The organism is Novosphingobium sp. FSW06-99, assembly GCF_001519065.1.
In the GTDB taxonomy this organism is placed as follows: domain Bacteria; phylum Pseudomonadota; class Alphaproteobacteria; order Sphingomonadales; family Sphingomonadaceae; genus Novosphingobium.
This window is the reverse complement of record NZ_KQ954256.1, coordinates 363,807-378,546: the sequence shown is the minus strand read 5'-3', so window position 1 is coordinate 378,546 and position 14,740 is coordinate 363,807. Positions and strand designations below refer to the sequence as shown.

At 66.1% G+C, this 14,740-nt stretch carries 13 protein-coding genes and 1 pseudogene; 4 read left to right on the top strand and 10 right to left on the bottom strand.

Annotated elements, in window-relative coordinates; translation table 11 throughout:
• A pseudogene (locus tag AQZ49_RS22310) lies at positions 1-151 on the top strand (electron transfer flavoprotein subunit alpha/FixB family protein); the annotation flags it as partial.
• A 26-nt stretch (positions 152-177) separates the two neighbouring features.
• Here the strand turns inward: AQZ49_RS22310 and AQZ49_RS12525 are convergent.
• The 6 genes from AQZ49_RS12525 to AQZ49_RS12500 form a co-directional block, all read right to left on the bottom strand.
• Positions 178-2,115, bottom strand: a complete 1,938-nt coding sequence (locus AQZ49_RS12525) for a tetratricopeptide repeat-containing sulfotransferase family protein (RefSeq protein WP_067616032.1) — start codon at positions 2,113-2,115, stop codon at positions 178-180.
• A 69-nt stretch (positions 2,116-2,184) separates the two neighbouring features.
• A complete protein-coding gene (locus AQZ49_RS12520; protein WP_197411025.1) occupies positions 2,185-4,497 on the bottom strand; it encodes a TonB-dependent receptor domain-containing protein in 2,313 nt (770 codons plus the stop codon).
• 71 nt (positions 4,498-4,568) lie between these two features.
• Positions 4,569-6,128, bottom strand: a complete 1,560-nt coding sequence (locus AQZ49_RS12515; protein ID WP_067616028.1) for a DHA2 family efflux MFS transporter permease subunit — start codon at positions 6,126-6,128, stop codon at positions 4,569-4,571.
• Entirely contained in the window at positions 6,125-6,613 is a 489-nt protein-coding gene (locus AQZ49_RS12510) for an isoprenylcysteine carboxyl methyltransferase family protein (RefSeq protein ID WP_067616026.1), read from the bottom strand. Before AQZ49_RS12510 ends, AQZ49_RS12515 begins: the two co-directional genes overlap by 4 nt.
• Positions 6,610-7,668 carry a type III polyketide synthase gene (locus tag AQZ49_RS12505; protein ID WP_067616024.1) on the bottom strand — a complete coding sequence of 353 codons (1,059 nt, stop codon included), beginning with the start codon at positions 7,666-7,668 and terminating at the stop codon, positions 6,610-6,612. Before AQZ49_RS12505 ends, AQZ49_RS12510 begins: the two co-directional genes overlap by 4 nt.
• On the bottom strand, positions 7,665-7,961 hold the full coding sequence (locus tag AQZ49_RS12500) for a hypothetical protein (RefSeq protein ID WP_067616022.1): 297 nt from the start codon (positions 7,959-7,961) through the stop codon (positions 7,665-7,667). Before AQZ49_RS12500 ends, AQZ49_RS12505 begins: the two co-directional genes overlap by 4 nt.
• 261 nt (positions 7,962-8,222) lie before the next feature.
• On the opposite strand from AQZ49_RS12500, the gene AQZ49_RS12495 reads away from it, so the two are divergent.
• Positions 8,223-9,161 (top strand): formylglycine-generating enzyme family protein, encoded by a 939-nt coding sequence (locus tag AQZ49_RS12495; protein WP_067616020.1) that lies wholly within the window; start codon positions 8,223-8,225, stop codon positions 9,159-9,161.
• Here AQZ49_RS12495 and AQZ49_RS12490 read toward each other — a convergent pair.
• Positions 9,153-9,620, bottom strand: coding sequence for a GNAT family N-acetyltransferase (locus tag AQZ49_RS12490; protein WP_067616018.1), 468 nt, complete (start codon positions 9,618-9,620; stop codon positions 9,153-9,155). The two genes, AQZ49_RS12495 and AQZ49_RS12490, sit on opposite strands and share 9 nt — an antisense overlap.
• Positions 9,621-9,655: 35 nt before the next feature.
• Between AQZ49_RS12490 and AQZ49_RS12485 the strand changes: the two genes are divergently transcribed.
• Both AQZ49_RS12485 and AQZ49_RS12480 read left to right on the top strand, forming a co-directional pair.
• Positions 9,656-10,588 (top strand): isoaspartyl peptidase/L-asparaginase family protein, encoded by a 933-nt coding sequence (locus AQZ49_RS12485; RefSeq protein WP_067616017.1) that lies wholly within the window; start codon positions 9,656-9,658, stop codon positions 10,586-10,588.
• A gap of 138 nt (positions 10,589-10,726) precedes the next feature.
• A complete protein-coding gene (locus AQZ49_RS12480) occupies positions 10,727-11,173 on the top strand; it encodes a hypothetical protein (RefSeq protein ID WP_067616016.1) in 447 nt (148 codons plus the stop codon).
• Positions 11,174-11,360: 187 nt separating this feature from the next.
• Here AQZ49_RS12480 and AQZ49_RS12475 read toward each other — a convergent pair whose 3' ends face one another.
• Genes AQZ49_RS12475 through AQZ49_RS12465 form a run of 3 tightly spaced genes read right to left on the bottom strand, consistent with a single transcriptional unit; the run spans position 11,361 to position 14,739 of the window.
• Complete coding sequence (locus AQZ49_RS12475) at positions 11,361-12,332, bottom strand: RDD family protein (protein WP_067616015.1); 972 nt, start codon at positions 12,330-12,332, stop codon at positions 11,361-11,363.
• Positions 12,332-13,387 (bottom strand): stage II sporulation protein M, encoded by a 1,056-nt coding sequence (locus AQZ49_RS12470; RefSeq protein ID WP_067616013.1) that lies wholly within the window; start codon positions 13,385-13,387, stop codon positions 12,332-12,334. The genes AQZ49_RS12475 and AQZ49_RS12470 overlap by 1 nt, the downstream gene beginning before the upstream one ends.
• A complete protein-coding gene (locus AQZ49_RS12465; protein ID WP_231739211.1) occupies positions 13,384-14,739 on the bottom strand; it encodes a DUF58 domain-containing protein in 1,356 nt (451 codons plus the stop codon). Before AQZ49_RS12465 ends, AQZ49_RS12470 begins: the two co-directional genes overlap by 4 nt.
• Position 14,740: the final 1 nt, after the last annotated feature.

Genomic DNA, 14,740 nt, shown 5'->3' with positions numbered 1-14,740 from the left:
GGGCGCGATCCAGCATCTGGCGGGGATGAAGGACAGCAAGACCATCATCGCCATCAACAAGGACGAAGACGCCCCGATCTTCCAGGTCGCCGACCTGGGCCTGGTGGCCGACTTGTTCACCGCCGTGCCCGAACTGGTGAGCAAGCTGTAACGTAATCCTCCCCGCCACGGGGAGGACTACAGGCCCAGTGGGGCGAGGTGGTGTGCATAGGGGCGCCAGCGTTCGACGCTCGTGGCGTAGAGCGGCTGGCGCACCTGGTTGACGCTGGCCGTGCGCACCGGGCGCGCGGTGCGGTGAAAGGCCAGGCAGGCCGCGTCCCACGGCAGGCCGCAGGCGGCGATCAGCCGCCGCGCCTGACCTTCCAGATCGTCAACCACGGCCTCGTAATCGACTTCGATCAGCGCGCTGGCGGGCAGAATGGCGCGCCAATGCGCCATCAAGTCGCGATAGGCACGGTAGTACGCACCAAGTTCGCCCAAGTCATAGCCATAATGCTGTCCTTGCGCGAACCGCGTGGCATAGATCGACAGGCAGGTGTCGAGCGGCGCGCGCCGGCAATGCACGATCAGCGCGCCCGGAAACATCCGGTGGATCAGGCCCGCATGGCGGAAATTCGACGGCATCTTGTCGGTCACGCGCCGACCGGTGGGCGCATCGGCGGTGGCGCGCGCGCGATAGGCCTGTGCCAGCCGCTGCAGCGTTGCGGCATCGAGCGCGGCCAGATCGCGTGGTTCGGGCCGACCGCCGAACTGTTCCATCAGCACCAGATCGAGATGTTTCAATTCGCCGCCGCCATGGATCGCCGGGTGGCTGCCAAGAATCTGTTCGACCAGCGTGGTGCCTGACCGGGGCATGCCGACGATGAAAATCGGGCGCAGCGCGGGATCGCCCATGGCCTGCGCGGTTGGAAAGGCCTGCGCGATGGCGGCCATTTCCGTCAGATCGCGGCCCGGATCATAGACGATGCGCGCGCGATGCCGGGCGTTGGCGCGCGACAACACGGCGAATGCGTCATCCGCTGCGCCGATGTCCATCAGCACCTTGGCCCAGGCAAATTCGATCGTGATCAGGTCTTCGCCGCGTTCGTGGCGGTCGGCCAACCGTGTGGCCAGCGCGGCGATTGCCGCCAGATCGGGATCGTCGGGCACAAACTGTTTCAGCCCGGCGCGCAGGCTCCACGCCCCGGCATGATCGGGGTCATGCGCCAAGGCCTGTTCCACCAGGTGCGTCGCCGTGTCACGGGCCCCGTCTTCCTGCCGCCAGATCGCCAGCGCCACCGCCACATCGGCCGAGTGCGGCGCCAAAGCCTGCGCGCGGGCATAGGCGGTGCTGGCGGCATCATTCTGTCCCAGTTCGCGCAAGGCATGGCCCAGTTGCAACCAGGCCGCCGCGTCGGCGGGTGCAATCCGGGTCGCCGTCTCGGCTGCGGCCTGCGCCGCCGCAAAGGCGCCCAACGCGATCAGGCACGATGACAAGGCGATGTGCGCCTCGGCCCCGGGCGATAGCCGCGCCGCCGCCTCCAGCGCGGGCAGTGCCTCGCGCGGACGATCGAGCCGCATCAGCGCGAGGCCCAGATTGGCCTGTGCATCGCCATGGCGCGGCTTGTGCGCCAGCAGCGCGCGATAGGCGGCCACTGCGTCTTCCAGCCGGTCGGCGTGCTGCAGCGCGCAGCCGAGGTTGTATTGCGCCTCGATCCGCCCCGGATCGATTGCCAGCGCGTGGCGGCACGCCTCGATCGCCCCTGCGGTATCGCCCAGCGTGCGCAGCGTCGCGCCCAGATTGCTCCACGCCTTGGCCGATGTCGCATCGGCATTGATGGCGCAGCGGTAACAGGCGGCGGCCTGCACCAGATCGCCCATCTGGCGATGCAGGTTGCCCAGGTTGTAATGCGCCTCGGCATGGCGCGGATCGAGCGCCAGCGCGCGGTTGATCAGCACCAGCGCATTGGCATGGTCACCCGACTGTGCATGAACCAGCCCGAGCAGATGCCATGCCTCGACATGGCGATCTGCGCGTTGCAGCACCTGGCCGTAACAGCGCGCCGCTGCCGCCAGATCGCCCGCGCGATGGTGCGCCAGACCGGCATCGAGAAGCTGGTCAGGTGTTGCGGACATCACAGGGCAAGGGACCGAAGCACGCGCCAAGGCGTGCCCCAGTCCGCTGCTGCATGCAAGCCAGGTTGGTCAGAATGCCAGTTCGATCTTGCCCGACACGCTGCGCGGTGCGCCCGGCGCGCCATATTCGACGCCGTTGTTCACATAGGCATTGGCAAGATAGTACTTGTCGAACAAGTTGCGGGCATAGACCGACAGCTTGACGCTGTGCGCGCCAAAGCTGACCGTTTTCGACAGGCCCAGATCGAACACCGCATAGCCGGGGATCTGGGTGACATAGGGCGACTGCGCGGGCTGACCGGTGTTGTCATCAAGGTTGAGTTGCGAGCCGATGTACCGGCCGGCAACATCGAAGCGGAAACCCTGATAGTTCCAGGTGATCCCGCCGGTGACCAGTTCGCGCGGCACGTCGGCCATCCGCTCACCGGCATAGACGACGGCTTCGGCATTGCTGAGCGAGGTGCCGATGGCATCGGTTTCAAACGCCGAAGTGTATTTGGCATCGTTGTACGAGGCGTTGACATAGGCCTTGACCGTGCCCGCATCGCCCAGCCTGAACGTGTCGGAAATCTGCGCCTCGACGCCCTGATACCGCGCGTTGCCGCCGTTGGTGACAATGGTCGTATAAGTCGTCGGATCCACCTGATCGACAAAGATGCTGGAAAAATCTTCGCGATAGTAATCGACCGCCGCGGCGAATCCGCCTGCCTTGTACTTCACGCCGACTTCGTAGTCGTTGACGTGTTCGGGCTTGATATGCACCGCGCTCGGCTGGGTCTGGACCCCGGTGGTGCCGGGTACATCGTTGTAATAGGCCGAAATGTCGGGCAGCTTGATGTTCTGGCCGAACGCCGCGTTGATCGACACATGCTCGTTGAACTTGTAGTTCAGCCCGACCGTCGGCGCGACGAAATGTTCGGTGTCGCCGACCGTACCGCCATAGGGATAATAGAACCCGATCGCGTCGGTATCTTGCGTCCGGGCATATGTATATTTGACGCCCGGCGTGATGGTCAGCGCGTTGTTCAGCAGCTTGATCTCGTCCTGGATATAGACCGAGGCCAGCGTGCGGCTGTCATGTTCGTCCCAGGCATCGTTGTAACCCAGCGTCTGGGGCACCGGATCGGAACCGTACCAGTATTCGCGACTGTGCAATTCGCCATAGGTCAGGTTGCCACCGACGGTGATGGTGTTGTTCGGCAAAGTCAGCGTCAGCTTGGGCGTATAGCCCAGGCCCCAGTTGTGATAACCATAAAAGTGATAGGCATTACCCGCGGCCTTCGACCCGAACACCGTCTTGGGATTGTAGTACGGACCATTGGGATTGTAGATCCAGTAGTCATAGGTTTCCGCCGCATCGGGCAGCGGATACGTGCCGTTGTAGTTGGGGTTGCCGTACGAAGTGCGCTGGAAATCCTGGCCGCCGCCAAAGAACTTCTGCTCGAACGTGACCACCGGCGATACGACCACTTTGTGATCGAGGATCACCATCCATTCGTTGTCGCGCGCATGCTGGAAATCGGTGCTGGGGCTGTAGATGCCAAAGCCACCCTCGGACTGCAGCACCGGCACGGGCATGGCATAGGGTTCAGAGCCGCGATTCTGGTTGAACACCGCGATCAGCGACAGGAAGCCGCCGTTGGCATCGTCGTGCCGGCCGGAATAATAGACGTTGATGTTGTCATCGGCGGTGTTGGCCTGCCAGCCGTCGCTCTGGCGGTAGTCGACCTGCACCAGTTGCTTGAACCCGCCAACATCGCCGGTGTTGACCGACCCGTTCAGACCCCACGAATTGAAACTGCCATAGGTGGCGCTGGCGTTCATGCCGAACGCTTCGGTGGGCTGGCGCGGCAGGAAGTCGATGGTGCCGCCAAGCGAGTTGTACGAATTCTGCGCGGGGTTGTTGATGCCGTTGTTGAGCACCACGCTGTCGACATCCTGCGGGATGAACAGCACGCTGTTCCAGGTTGATGCCTGGCCGGTGACACCGCCGTTGAAGATGTCGTTGATCGCCACGCCGTTGAACGTTTCGGCAAACTGGCCCGAGTTGAACGCGCGGAAAAAGATATTGGCGCCTACCCCGTTGGGCCCGGTTTCATAGGCGAACACCGAAGGCTGGCTGGCCAGCATAGTCTGCAGGCTGACATCGTTGGGCAGGTTGCGCACGGTCTCGCTGGTGATCGTGCTTTCCGAAAAGGCCGCGGTCAGCGGTGGCGATTCCGGCGCGGTCTGATCGGCGGGCACCTGGCCCTTCACGACGATGACATTGGGATTGGTGGCGGTCTGGTCGGCATCGGCGGCCAGGGCCGGATGGGCGGCACCCACCATGAGCATCGCAATTGCGCCATGACAGGCATGGCTCAACAAGGAATTCTTGGTCACGGTTGTTCCTCCACTGCTTACAGCGCGCATATGCTGCGATTGCGTCGGAACGATGAAAAGGGAACGCCCTTTTACGAGAATCCGCGATTGCCCAAAGGGGCTGGCTTGCGCGAACCGTTGCGGATCAAAGGGATGGCACAGGCAACAACAGGCGCAACGCAGGCAAGTGCAAGAACCATCCAGGTTGTAGTGATCGACTGACACAGCGCCAGATGGGTAATCAACGGTTCGAGCAGCGTGCGGGTATCGGCATCGAGCGGCTGATCATGCATTGCCAGAAAATCTTCGATCGGCAGGTGCAGCGCACTCGCGACCGCGATATTGCCATGTTGCAATGCGGCGACAATCGCCGTGAAACGACCCGGCGTCTGGCCATAGAGTACAGAGTCGATCAGCGCGATGCCCAGTGCCCCGCCCAGATTGCGCGCCAGATTGAACAGTCCGCTGGCATTGGCCACGGCCTCTGCCGCCAGATGCCCGAGCGCCAGCCGGGTGGTGCCCAGAATGCACACCATCAGCGCGCATCCGCGCAGCGCCTGCGGCAGGATCAGCGCCTGCCAGCCGCTGTCGGGGGTCAACCGCACATCGGCCCAGCAGCCAAGACCGAACAGCGCAAAGCCGATCAGGCAGAACGGCAGCGGGGGCACGCGCTTTTCCGCCCAGACCGCAACCGGCGCGCTGATCAGTTGCGCCGCGCCGGTCAGGACTACCGTCTGGCCGATCGCCAGCGCGTCGAGACCGCGCACCAGTCCCAGAAACACCACCATCAGATATGTCGACCCATAGAGCGTCGCGCCGAGCACCGCGTTGCATCCGGTGCCCAGCGCCACGCGCCAGTCGCCCAGTGCCGTCGGATCGACCAGCGGCAAGGGCGTGTGCAGACAGCGCATGACGAACGCCCCCAGCGCGGCGATCCCGCCCAACCCCGGCAACAGCGTGGCAAATCCGGTCCAGCCGGTCTGTGGACCCTCTTTCAGCGCCACCTCGATGCCGACCATTGCCAGCGCCAGCAGCACCAGCCCCACCCGGTCAAGCTGGCGCAGCAAGGCGGGCGCGCTGGCGCCGCGCGGCACCAGCCACGCCATGCCCAGCGTGGCGACGATGCCGGGCCCCAGATTGATGAAGAATAGCCAGGGCCAACCCGCATGGACGGTCAGCCATCCACCCAGCCAGGGCCCCAGCGTGGGGGCCAGCATCGCCGCAATCCCTGCCATCCCGGTCGCCAGGGGTTCGTCACGCGGGCCGAACAACAGGAACACCGCGCTGAACACACACGGGATGATCACTCCGCCAAACAATCCCTGCACCGTGCGCGCGACAATCAGCACGGCAAACCCGTCGCTGATCCCGCAGGCGAGCGAGGCCAGCGTGAACCCCGCCACCGCCAGCACCAGGCACCCGCGCAGGCCCAGCGCGCGCGTCAACAGCCCCGACAGCGGGATGGTGATCACTTCGGCGGTCAGATAGCTGGTCTGGATCCAGCTCATCGCATCGGCATCGATATGCAACGCCTGCTGGATCGTCGGCAGCGCGGTCAGCACGATCTGCACATCAAGCACGGCCATGAACAGCGCCACGCACATCAGCGCAAAGCCCGCCCAGACCAGGCCAGAGGCGCGCGCGCGGGTCATCGCAATGGGCGCAGCGCCGCATCTTCGGCGCGGATGCGGATGGTCAGCAGCACGGCATTGGCGATGGAAAACCCGAATGCCATCCACGGTAACCCGAACGCCAGTGGCAGGCTGGCAACTTCGCCCACCACCACCGCATAATTGGGATGGCGCATGAAGCGATAAGGGCCCGATCGCACCAGCGTTTCGCCCGGCACAACGATGATCCGCGATGTCCAGCGGGGCCCCAGCGCGGCCATCACCCAGATCCGCACCGGTTGCAGCAGCACAAACAGCACCAGCCAGCCGGTCGTCACCGCGCGCCCCGGCGCCAGCCAGGCCAGTCCTGCCAGCCAGCCCACATGCATCGCGATGATCAGCGGATAGTGCCCGCCGGCCACTTCATGGCCGCCCTTGGCCAGCAGCCGCGCGGTGTTGCGTCGCGCCAGCGCCATTTCCACCAGCCGCGCCAGCGTTACATAGCCAAGAGCGAGTTCGGCAATCATGGCACGGGCATCACCAGCGCGCCGCTGAGCGTAAAGCCCGGCCCCAGTGCCAGCAGCATGCCCGGACGATCGTCGGCCAGGCCCTTGCCCGCCAGCAGCCGTTGCAGCACAAACAGCACCGTCGGCGCCGACATATTGCCATGGTCGGCCAGCACCGCGCGTTCGTCGTCCAGCGTGCCGGTCGGCAAATCGAGGCTCGCTTCGAGCGCCTCGATCACTTTGGCACCGCCGGGATGGCAGACGAACCGGCCGATATCGCCCTGCGCGACCTCCATCCGATTGCACAGCCCGGTCATCGCGGAGCGCAGATGGCCTGCCACCAGCGCCGGGATCGATTGGGCAAAGATCACGCCAAAGCCATGCGGCGCGACATCCCAGCCCATCACATCGAGCGTGCCGGGCCACAGATGTTCAGCAGCGGCAACCACCGCGACCTCAGCCGGACCTTGCGTCGACAGCACCGCCGCCGCCGCGCCATCGCCAAACAGCGCGGTGGCCACCACATTGGATTTGCTGAGCTGGTCCTGCCGGAACGACAGCGAGCACAGCTCCACCGCCACCAGCAGCACGCGCGCGCCGGGCGTCGCCGCCGCCAGCCGCGCCGCCAGCGCCAGCCCGCTGACCCCCCCGGCACAGCCCAGGCCGAACACCGGCACGCGCACCACGTCGGCGCGCAGGCCAAGTTCGGCGTGGGCCAGCGCTTCCAGACTGGGGGTGGCGATGCCGGTTGACGATACCGTCACGACGATATCGATCGCATCGGCGGTCAACCCCGCTGCGCCGATCGCATCGCGCGCGGCATCGATGAACAGCCCGCGCGCGATCTGGCGATAGGCCGCGGTGCGTGTCGCCCAGTCCTGCGGTTGCAGATACCATTCAACGGGCATGGCGATCTGGCGATGGGCAATCCCGGCGTTGGCAAACACCGGGGCCATGCGTTCAAAGGCAGGGAAACGGTCGGCAAACTGAATTCTGGCCCAATCGCGCGCGACGTCTTGCGGCAGGTCGTGCGAGGGGGTGGCGTGCCCAAGGCCAAGCAGGCGGGCAGGGATCATCGGGTCGTAGAATCCGGCTTGTGTTCGGCCAATGCGGCAGCGCGTGCCTTGATCATGAAATCATGGCAGGTCGGCCCCGTCTGATCGATGTGCGCGATCAGGCAGGCACGCACTTTGGTGCGACTGAGCGATTGCATTTCGGCGGCGCACAGTCGCTTGGCATCTGGCATGCAGGCGGCTTTGCCGGGATCGGCGGCGTGGGCCACGACACCGCTCGATGCGATCAGCGTGAAGAGGGCAAGCGTGACGGGCCGAACGGGCAGCGCCGTTCCGGCAAACGTGATGGGCGTCATGTGTCCTCCTTGGTGCGCACGGCGGACGTCGGTCCATCGGCGGTCCTGTTCTGACAGTGTCAAGGTGAACCGGGGCTGTCGCAGCGGCAACGGCCACCCCTGACCGCACCGGCACCTCGTCTGGGCGTGTTTACCCGGCGATCGGGCAAAGACCAGCGCCTTTGTCCTGCCCGATCGGGCAGGTACGCTTCAAAATCGGCGGATCCAGCCGTTCTTTGACCAGGGCATGCGCCAACCGCGTTCCCGAGCAGGAGCGCGACGATGACCGCCCAACCCTTGCGCTGGCAGATAGCGGGGCATGATGCGCCGATCGCGGCCCCCGATCGCTGTGGCCCCGGCGCGTTGCAAAACGGGGTTGCGGCCGCGATAGCCGATTTGCGCGGGGCGCCGGTGCCGTTGCTGGCGGCGATGATCGGCGATGCCCGGATTGCGTTGCCGGTGCGGATTGCGGCGGGGCAGGTCTTGGCGCTGGTTGGCGATCCGCGCCTTGCGCCGCTGGCCCCCGACATGATCGCGATCGCCGGCGGCACGGTGTCGATCGGGCTCGATCCGGCGCAGATGGACCAACGTGCGCTGGGGCTTGCCCTGATGGGGATCGTCGAGCAGTGGATCGCCGTCGAACAGCCGCGTCACAGCGTCCGTCTGGCGCCTTATGCGTTGGCACGGTTTCCCGTCACCAATGGCGAATACCGCGTGTTTGTTGAATCCACCGGCCATGATCGGCTGCCCGGCGGCTGGATCGAGGCGCGCTATCCGGCAGAGCGTTCCAACCATCCCGTGCATGGCGTGGCGGCCACGTGTGCCGAAGCCTATGCCGCCTGGCTGGCGGCGCGCACCGGTCGGGCGTTTCGCCTGCCGACCGAGGCGGAATGGGAATATGCCGCTGCGGGCCCGGCGCGGCTGGCCTGGCCATGGGGCAACCGGTTTGATCCGGGTTTGTGCAACACGCGCGAATGCGCGCTGATGCAGACATCGCCGGTGGGGGCATTTGCCGGCGGCGAATCGCCGTTTGGCGTGTCCGACATGGCCGGCAATGTGGCCGAACTGGTGGCCGCCGTGCCAACCCGGCAACATGGCGTGACGCGCGGCGGCGACTATGCGGGATCGTGCGAGCGGGCACGGACCCGGCGGCGACAGGGCTACAACCCGCGTATCGCAACCGGGGCGATCGGGTTCCGGCTGGCCGAGACGCTAGGCTAATTCCAGCGTCAGGCACTGGCTGAAGTCGTCGGGCACATAGTCGGCAAACGCCGGGCACGCGACAAAGCCGTATTTGCGATAGAGCGCGATCGCCGGTTCAAACGCCGCGCCGCGCCCGGTTTCCAGGCTGACCCGCGCATATCCCCGTGTCCGCGCAACATCGAGCAGGTGGCGCAGCATCGCCTCGCCCACGCCTTGGCCCAGGAATGCAGGCGCCACCCGCATCGATTTCAATTCGCCGTGATCGGCCTCCAGATGACGGATCGCGCCCATCCCGGCCAGCGTCTCGCCCGCCCAGGCGGAATAGAATGTCACACCGGGCGCGCGCAGCGCCGCGACCGGCAGCGCGTGGACTTTGTCGGGCGGGCTGTTGGCCTGCATGCCCGCCAGGTGCAGCGCGACCAGCGCGCGGATGTCCGGGCCCGACACGTCATCTTCGCGAATGTGCAACTGGGTCATCGCCCCTCCGTGCGAATGTTGCTATCGGATCGCGCATGACAGACGCAACGCCAAAGTGGGCGATCGCCATCCATGGCGGCGCCGGATCGATGACCCCCGACACCCTTGATGCCACCGCGATCGCCGCGCACGAGGCGGGGCTGAACACCGCGCTGGAGGCCGGGCGCGCCGTGCTGGCAGTCGGTGGCAGTGCGCTCGATGCGGTGACGGCAGCGGTTGTCGCGCTGGAGGATGACCCCCATTTCAACGCCGGGCGCGGCGCGGTGTTCACGTATCACGGCACCAACGAGCTTGATGCGGCGATCATGGCCGGCGACGGGCGCGGAGCCGGCGCGGTGGCCGCGATCACCCATACCAAAAACCCGGTGCGACTGGCGCGCGCGGTGATGGAGGCAGGGCCGCACGTGTTCCTGTCGGGCGCCGGGGCCGAGGACTTCGCGCGCGACCATGGTGTCGAAGCGGTCGATCCCGGCTGGTTTGCCACCCCCGAACGCCTGCGCCAACTGGAAGAGCTGAAAGCGCGCAAGGACGGCTGGTTTGACGCGGGGATGAAATACGGCACCGTCGGTGCCGTGGCGCGCGATGCGGCGGGGCATGTCGCGGCGGCCACCTCGACCGGCGGGCTGACCGGCAAGCGCTGGGGCCGCATCGGCGATTCGCCGCTGATCGGTGCGGGCACTTATGCCGACGACCGGTCCGGCGCGGTCAGTTGCACGGGATCGGGCGAGCAGTTCATCCGCGCCGGGGCTGCGCACGAGATTTGTGCGCGCATGCGGCTGACCGGCGAAAGCGCGGATCAGGCGGCGCGCACCGTGCTGGCCGAAATCGGTGTCATGGACGGGGTCGGCGGGGTGATCGTGGTCACCCCACAGGGCGAAACCGCGCTGGCGTTCACCACGCCGGGCATGTTCCGGGGCCGCGCCGACAGCAGCGGGCTGAACGAAGTGGGCATTTTCGGGCAAGATTGACGGATGGCAGGGCAGGGCGCAGCCTGCGCCTCGCCAAGGGGTTCGAGTCGTTCAAAGGGTTGCACCGGCACCGAAGCAATCATCCGCGCGAGCGTTGGGGGTTACTGTCGTTCGCGCTTATTTCGGAGTGCAGATCCCATGACAATCAAAACCTGCGTGGCGCTTGCCGCGCTGTCGCTTGCCGTCGTGCCGTTTTCCGCCGCGCATGCGGATCAATTCCCGCTGGTCTCGGGCGACTATGTGCAGGTCGATTCGATCTCGATCGATGACGGCCATTTCCTCGATTACGCCAAACATCTGGCGTCGATCTGGCGCAAATCCGAAGAATTCGCGCTGAAACAGGGCTGGATCACCGGCTATGAAATTCTCGAAAACGAATATCGGCGTCCCGGCGAGCCGGATATCTATCTGGTCACCCGGTTTGCCCATTTTGCCGACCAGGCGGAAACCGACAAGCGCGAACAGGCCTATCAGGCCTATATGCAGACCACCGTCGCGCAAGAAGAGGCCGGGTCGGGTGAGCGCGCCAAATACCGCCACCAGACCGGCGCGACCCTGTTGCGCGTGCTGAAATTCCGCGATTGAGGTGATCAGATGGGGGTGTTTCTGAGTCTGATTCAAAATTCGCGAAAGAGCGAATTTTGAAGGCCGCACCGGCCCGCTCCCCCACCCCACCACCCACGTAAGTGTATGTTATTGGGTGGTGGGGTGGGGGAGCGGGCCGGTGCGGCCTTCGGAAATTTCGGCGAAGCCGGAATTTCCGATCAGACTCTCAGCCCCCATCGTGTTTGTCGGCCTTGCGCTTGCCCAGCCGCATGCCGGTTTCCAGACGGGCGCGTAACTGGGTGTAATAGGCCTCCAGAAACGCGCGCTCGTCGCCTGCGCCGCTGGTCCAGCCGATCTTGGCGCAGATCGCTTGGGACACGTCCTGCAATGCCTTGGCCTGGGCCTGCGACGTGTCGCGCAGCACGCGTTCAAGCACCTGCAATTCATATTCGCCGTAAATCGCCAGCTCCGCCTCGCTGAACCGGTATTGCGCGCCGGTCAACGTGCTGATCCCTTGCGCGCCCTGGCCCAGCGACATCGCATCGCCCAGCCGGTGGCGTGGCACTTCGACCACCCAGGTGCCCGCGATCACGTCGCCCCCGCGCAAGGCATCGCGGTTGAGAAACGGAAACAGCGCAAAGATGCCGAACCACACCAGCGCCGCCCAGCCCGCCAGTGTGGTATCGCTGCCCGCGTTCAGCGCCCCGGCGATGAACACTACCGGCATGAACAGTTCGATGTTGCGCAACAGGTTGCGCGCGATCACTGCCTCGGCCTTCAGCCGCGCGGCCGTGCCGTCGCGGGCGGGTCGCGCGGCGATGCGGATGCCCAGCAGCCGTTTGCCCGGCGTCGCCCCGCGCGCGCCCAGTTCGAACCACACGAACCACACATTGGGCACCAGGAACAGCGCCAGAATCCACAGCACCTGCAACGTTTCGATCAGGCCCTGCAAACCGGCATTTTGTGGTTTTCGTACGCCCGCAAACGCGCCATGCGACAGGCGGCTCAACACGACGCCCGTGGCCAGCATGATCATGAACATCATCACCAGATCGATCAGCAGCGCGGCCACCCGGCTGCCGCGCGGTGCCAGTGTCAGCGTCAGGCGCAGGCCCTCGGCGGTCACCACTTCACGGGTGCGCCGTGCCTTGCCCACCGGCCGTGCGCCTGTGGCGCGTTGCCATGGCCACCGCGCCATCAGCGCCGCGCCCCCTTGCCGCGATAGATAAAGAAATAGCCCAGCCACCACACCAGCATGGCCCCGCCCAGCATCAGCCGGGGCGCGGTGGCATTGATCAACTGGCGGGCAAAGCCTTCAAGCAGTCCGGCCACGATCAGCATCAGCACCACCCCGATCATCACCGTGGCGGTGCGCCGTCCCGCTTGCGCCGCGGCATCGAGCACCGCGCGCTGTCCCGGAAAGGCCATTGCGCGGCCGATATGAATACCGCTGGCGCCGGCCAGCATGATCGCGAACAGTTCGGTCGTTCCATGCACCGACAGCCACCCGATCAGGTCGAGCGTCAGGCCCTGGCCATGGTACAGCCACAGCAGCGCCCCCAGCAGCGCGGTGTTGTGCACCAGCAGCAGGATCGTCGGCAGGCCAAACGCAAAGCCCAGCGCAAAGCACAGGATCGACACTTGTGCGTTGTTGCTGAACAGATAGGCGGCAAACATCGCCAGACCCGATTTCTGGCCTTTGCCGAACAGCGATCCCAGCAGCGCCGCATGGCTGGCACCGGGCACACGCGGATCCCCCGGTTGTGCGGGCATCAAGGCGTAGAACCAGTCGGGATCGTTCGCCACCAGCAGCCAGCCGATCACCGTGCCGATGATCATGATCGCCAGCGCGATCAGAATATCGGGGCCGATCGCGCGCACCGCCGCGCTCCACCCGCCGCCGAAAAAGCGCCGCAACCAGCCGCGAAAGGTGATCTCCGGCCCATAGACCACAAACCATGCGCGCTGCGCCAGCGCTTCGAGATAGGCCAGCGTTGCGGCATCGAGCGTGGTGTCGCGCGCCACCGACAGGCTGGACACCAATGTGCGATAGAGCGCCGGCAGCGCGACCAGATCATCGTCGCTGATCGCGCGCAGGCGGCCTGCCTCGATCCGCGCGACGATCGTTTCCAGCCGCCGCCAGTCGGCTTCACGCTCCAGCCGGAACCGGTCCGATCGCAAACTGGCCTGTTGGGCGGCGGCAATCGCTGCCGTGTCGCGTCTGGAAAACCAGCGCGGAAGGATCGTGCTCATCCGATGCTGCCCTCGCGCTTGATCGCCAGATAGGTTTCCAGCAGGCGCGGGCCAATGGTCTGCCACGGGGCTTCGACCACATCGACCCCGGCCTGGCGCAACCGTGTCAGCACCAGCGCACGCTGGCGGATCAGCGCTTGTGCGACGACCGCGCGCGCCACGTCGCCGGGACCGGTGATGGCGGCCTCGGCCAACCGGTCGAGATCTTCATCGCGCATCACGACAAACAGCACGCGGTGGCGGCGCACCAGTTGCCCGACCATTTCGATCATCAGTTCGGCGCCGGTCGGATCGCTGAAATCGGCGAACATCACGATCAGCGACCGGCGTTGCAGCCGCGTGGCGAGCGTCGCCATGGCCAGCGTGAAATTGGCATCCTGCGTAGTGTAATCGAGCGCGGCGGCGGCATCCTGCAAGCGGTGGAACTGGTGCGGGGCGGTGACGAACGGGCTCATCACCAGCGGCCTTGCGGCAAACCCGAACAGCGCGACGCGGTCTTCGGCCTTCAGCGCGACCCACCCGGTGGTCAGCGCGGCGGTGACTGCCCGATCGATGCGCGCGATCCCGCCGATCGGCTCGCACATCGCCTGCCCGCAATCGAACGCCAGCACGATCTGGTTGTTGCGCTCGATCTCGTATTCGCGTGCTAGCAGGCGGGCGTGGCGGCCCGATGCCTTCCATTCAATCCGCCGCCGGTCCATCCCCGGCTGGTATTCGGCCAGCGCCTCGAATTCGCTGCCATCGCCGCGAATGCGCCGCGCAACCTGGCCAAACCCGGCCTCGCGCAAATAGATCTGCAAGGCCTTGCCGCGCGCCGGGGCGATATTGGGCCGCACCCGCACCGCCAGATCGAGGTTCGCCACATGCTGGCGATGGGCCAGACCAAGCGGCCCACGCCAGCGCAACCAGCCGCGTGCAATCTGCCCCGTACCGCGCCGCGCCGGAACTGGCAGGCCGGTGCCGGCCCAGCGCCCGTCGTCGGCTTGCGCCAGTGCCACATCGAGCCGCCCGCCGGGGCACAGCCGGGGATCGGTGGCCAGCGCGACCATCGGCTGCGTCCATGCATAGCCGCGCACAAGCTGGGCCTCGATGCGGATCGGCAGGGGTTCACCCACTTCGCCATGGGGTGGGGCGACCACGCGCAACGCCACCATCCCGCCCGCCAGCACGCCGTCGGCCAGCACCAGCACGACCAGCACGGCGCCCGCGGCCGGGCCCGCCACCCACGCGCCCGGTGCCAGTGCCGCCACCACCAGCGCGGCCAGCGCGATCAGCACGGTCAGCCGGATCGCGCGCGCGCTGGGGGCCAGGCTGGCCCGGCGCGGCCGGATCGGGGTGGTGCTTTCCGTCACG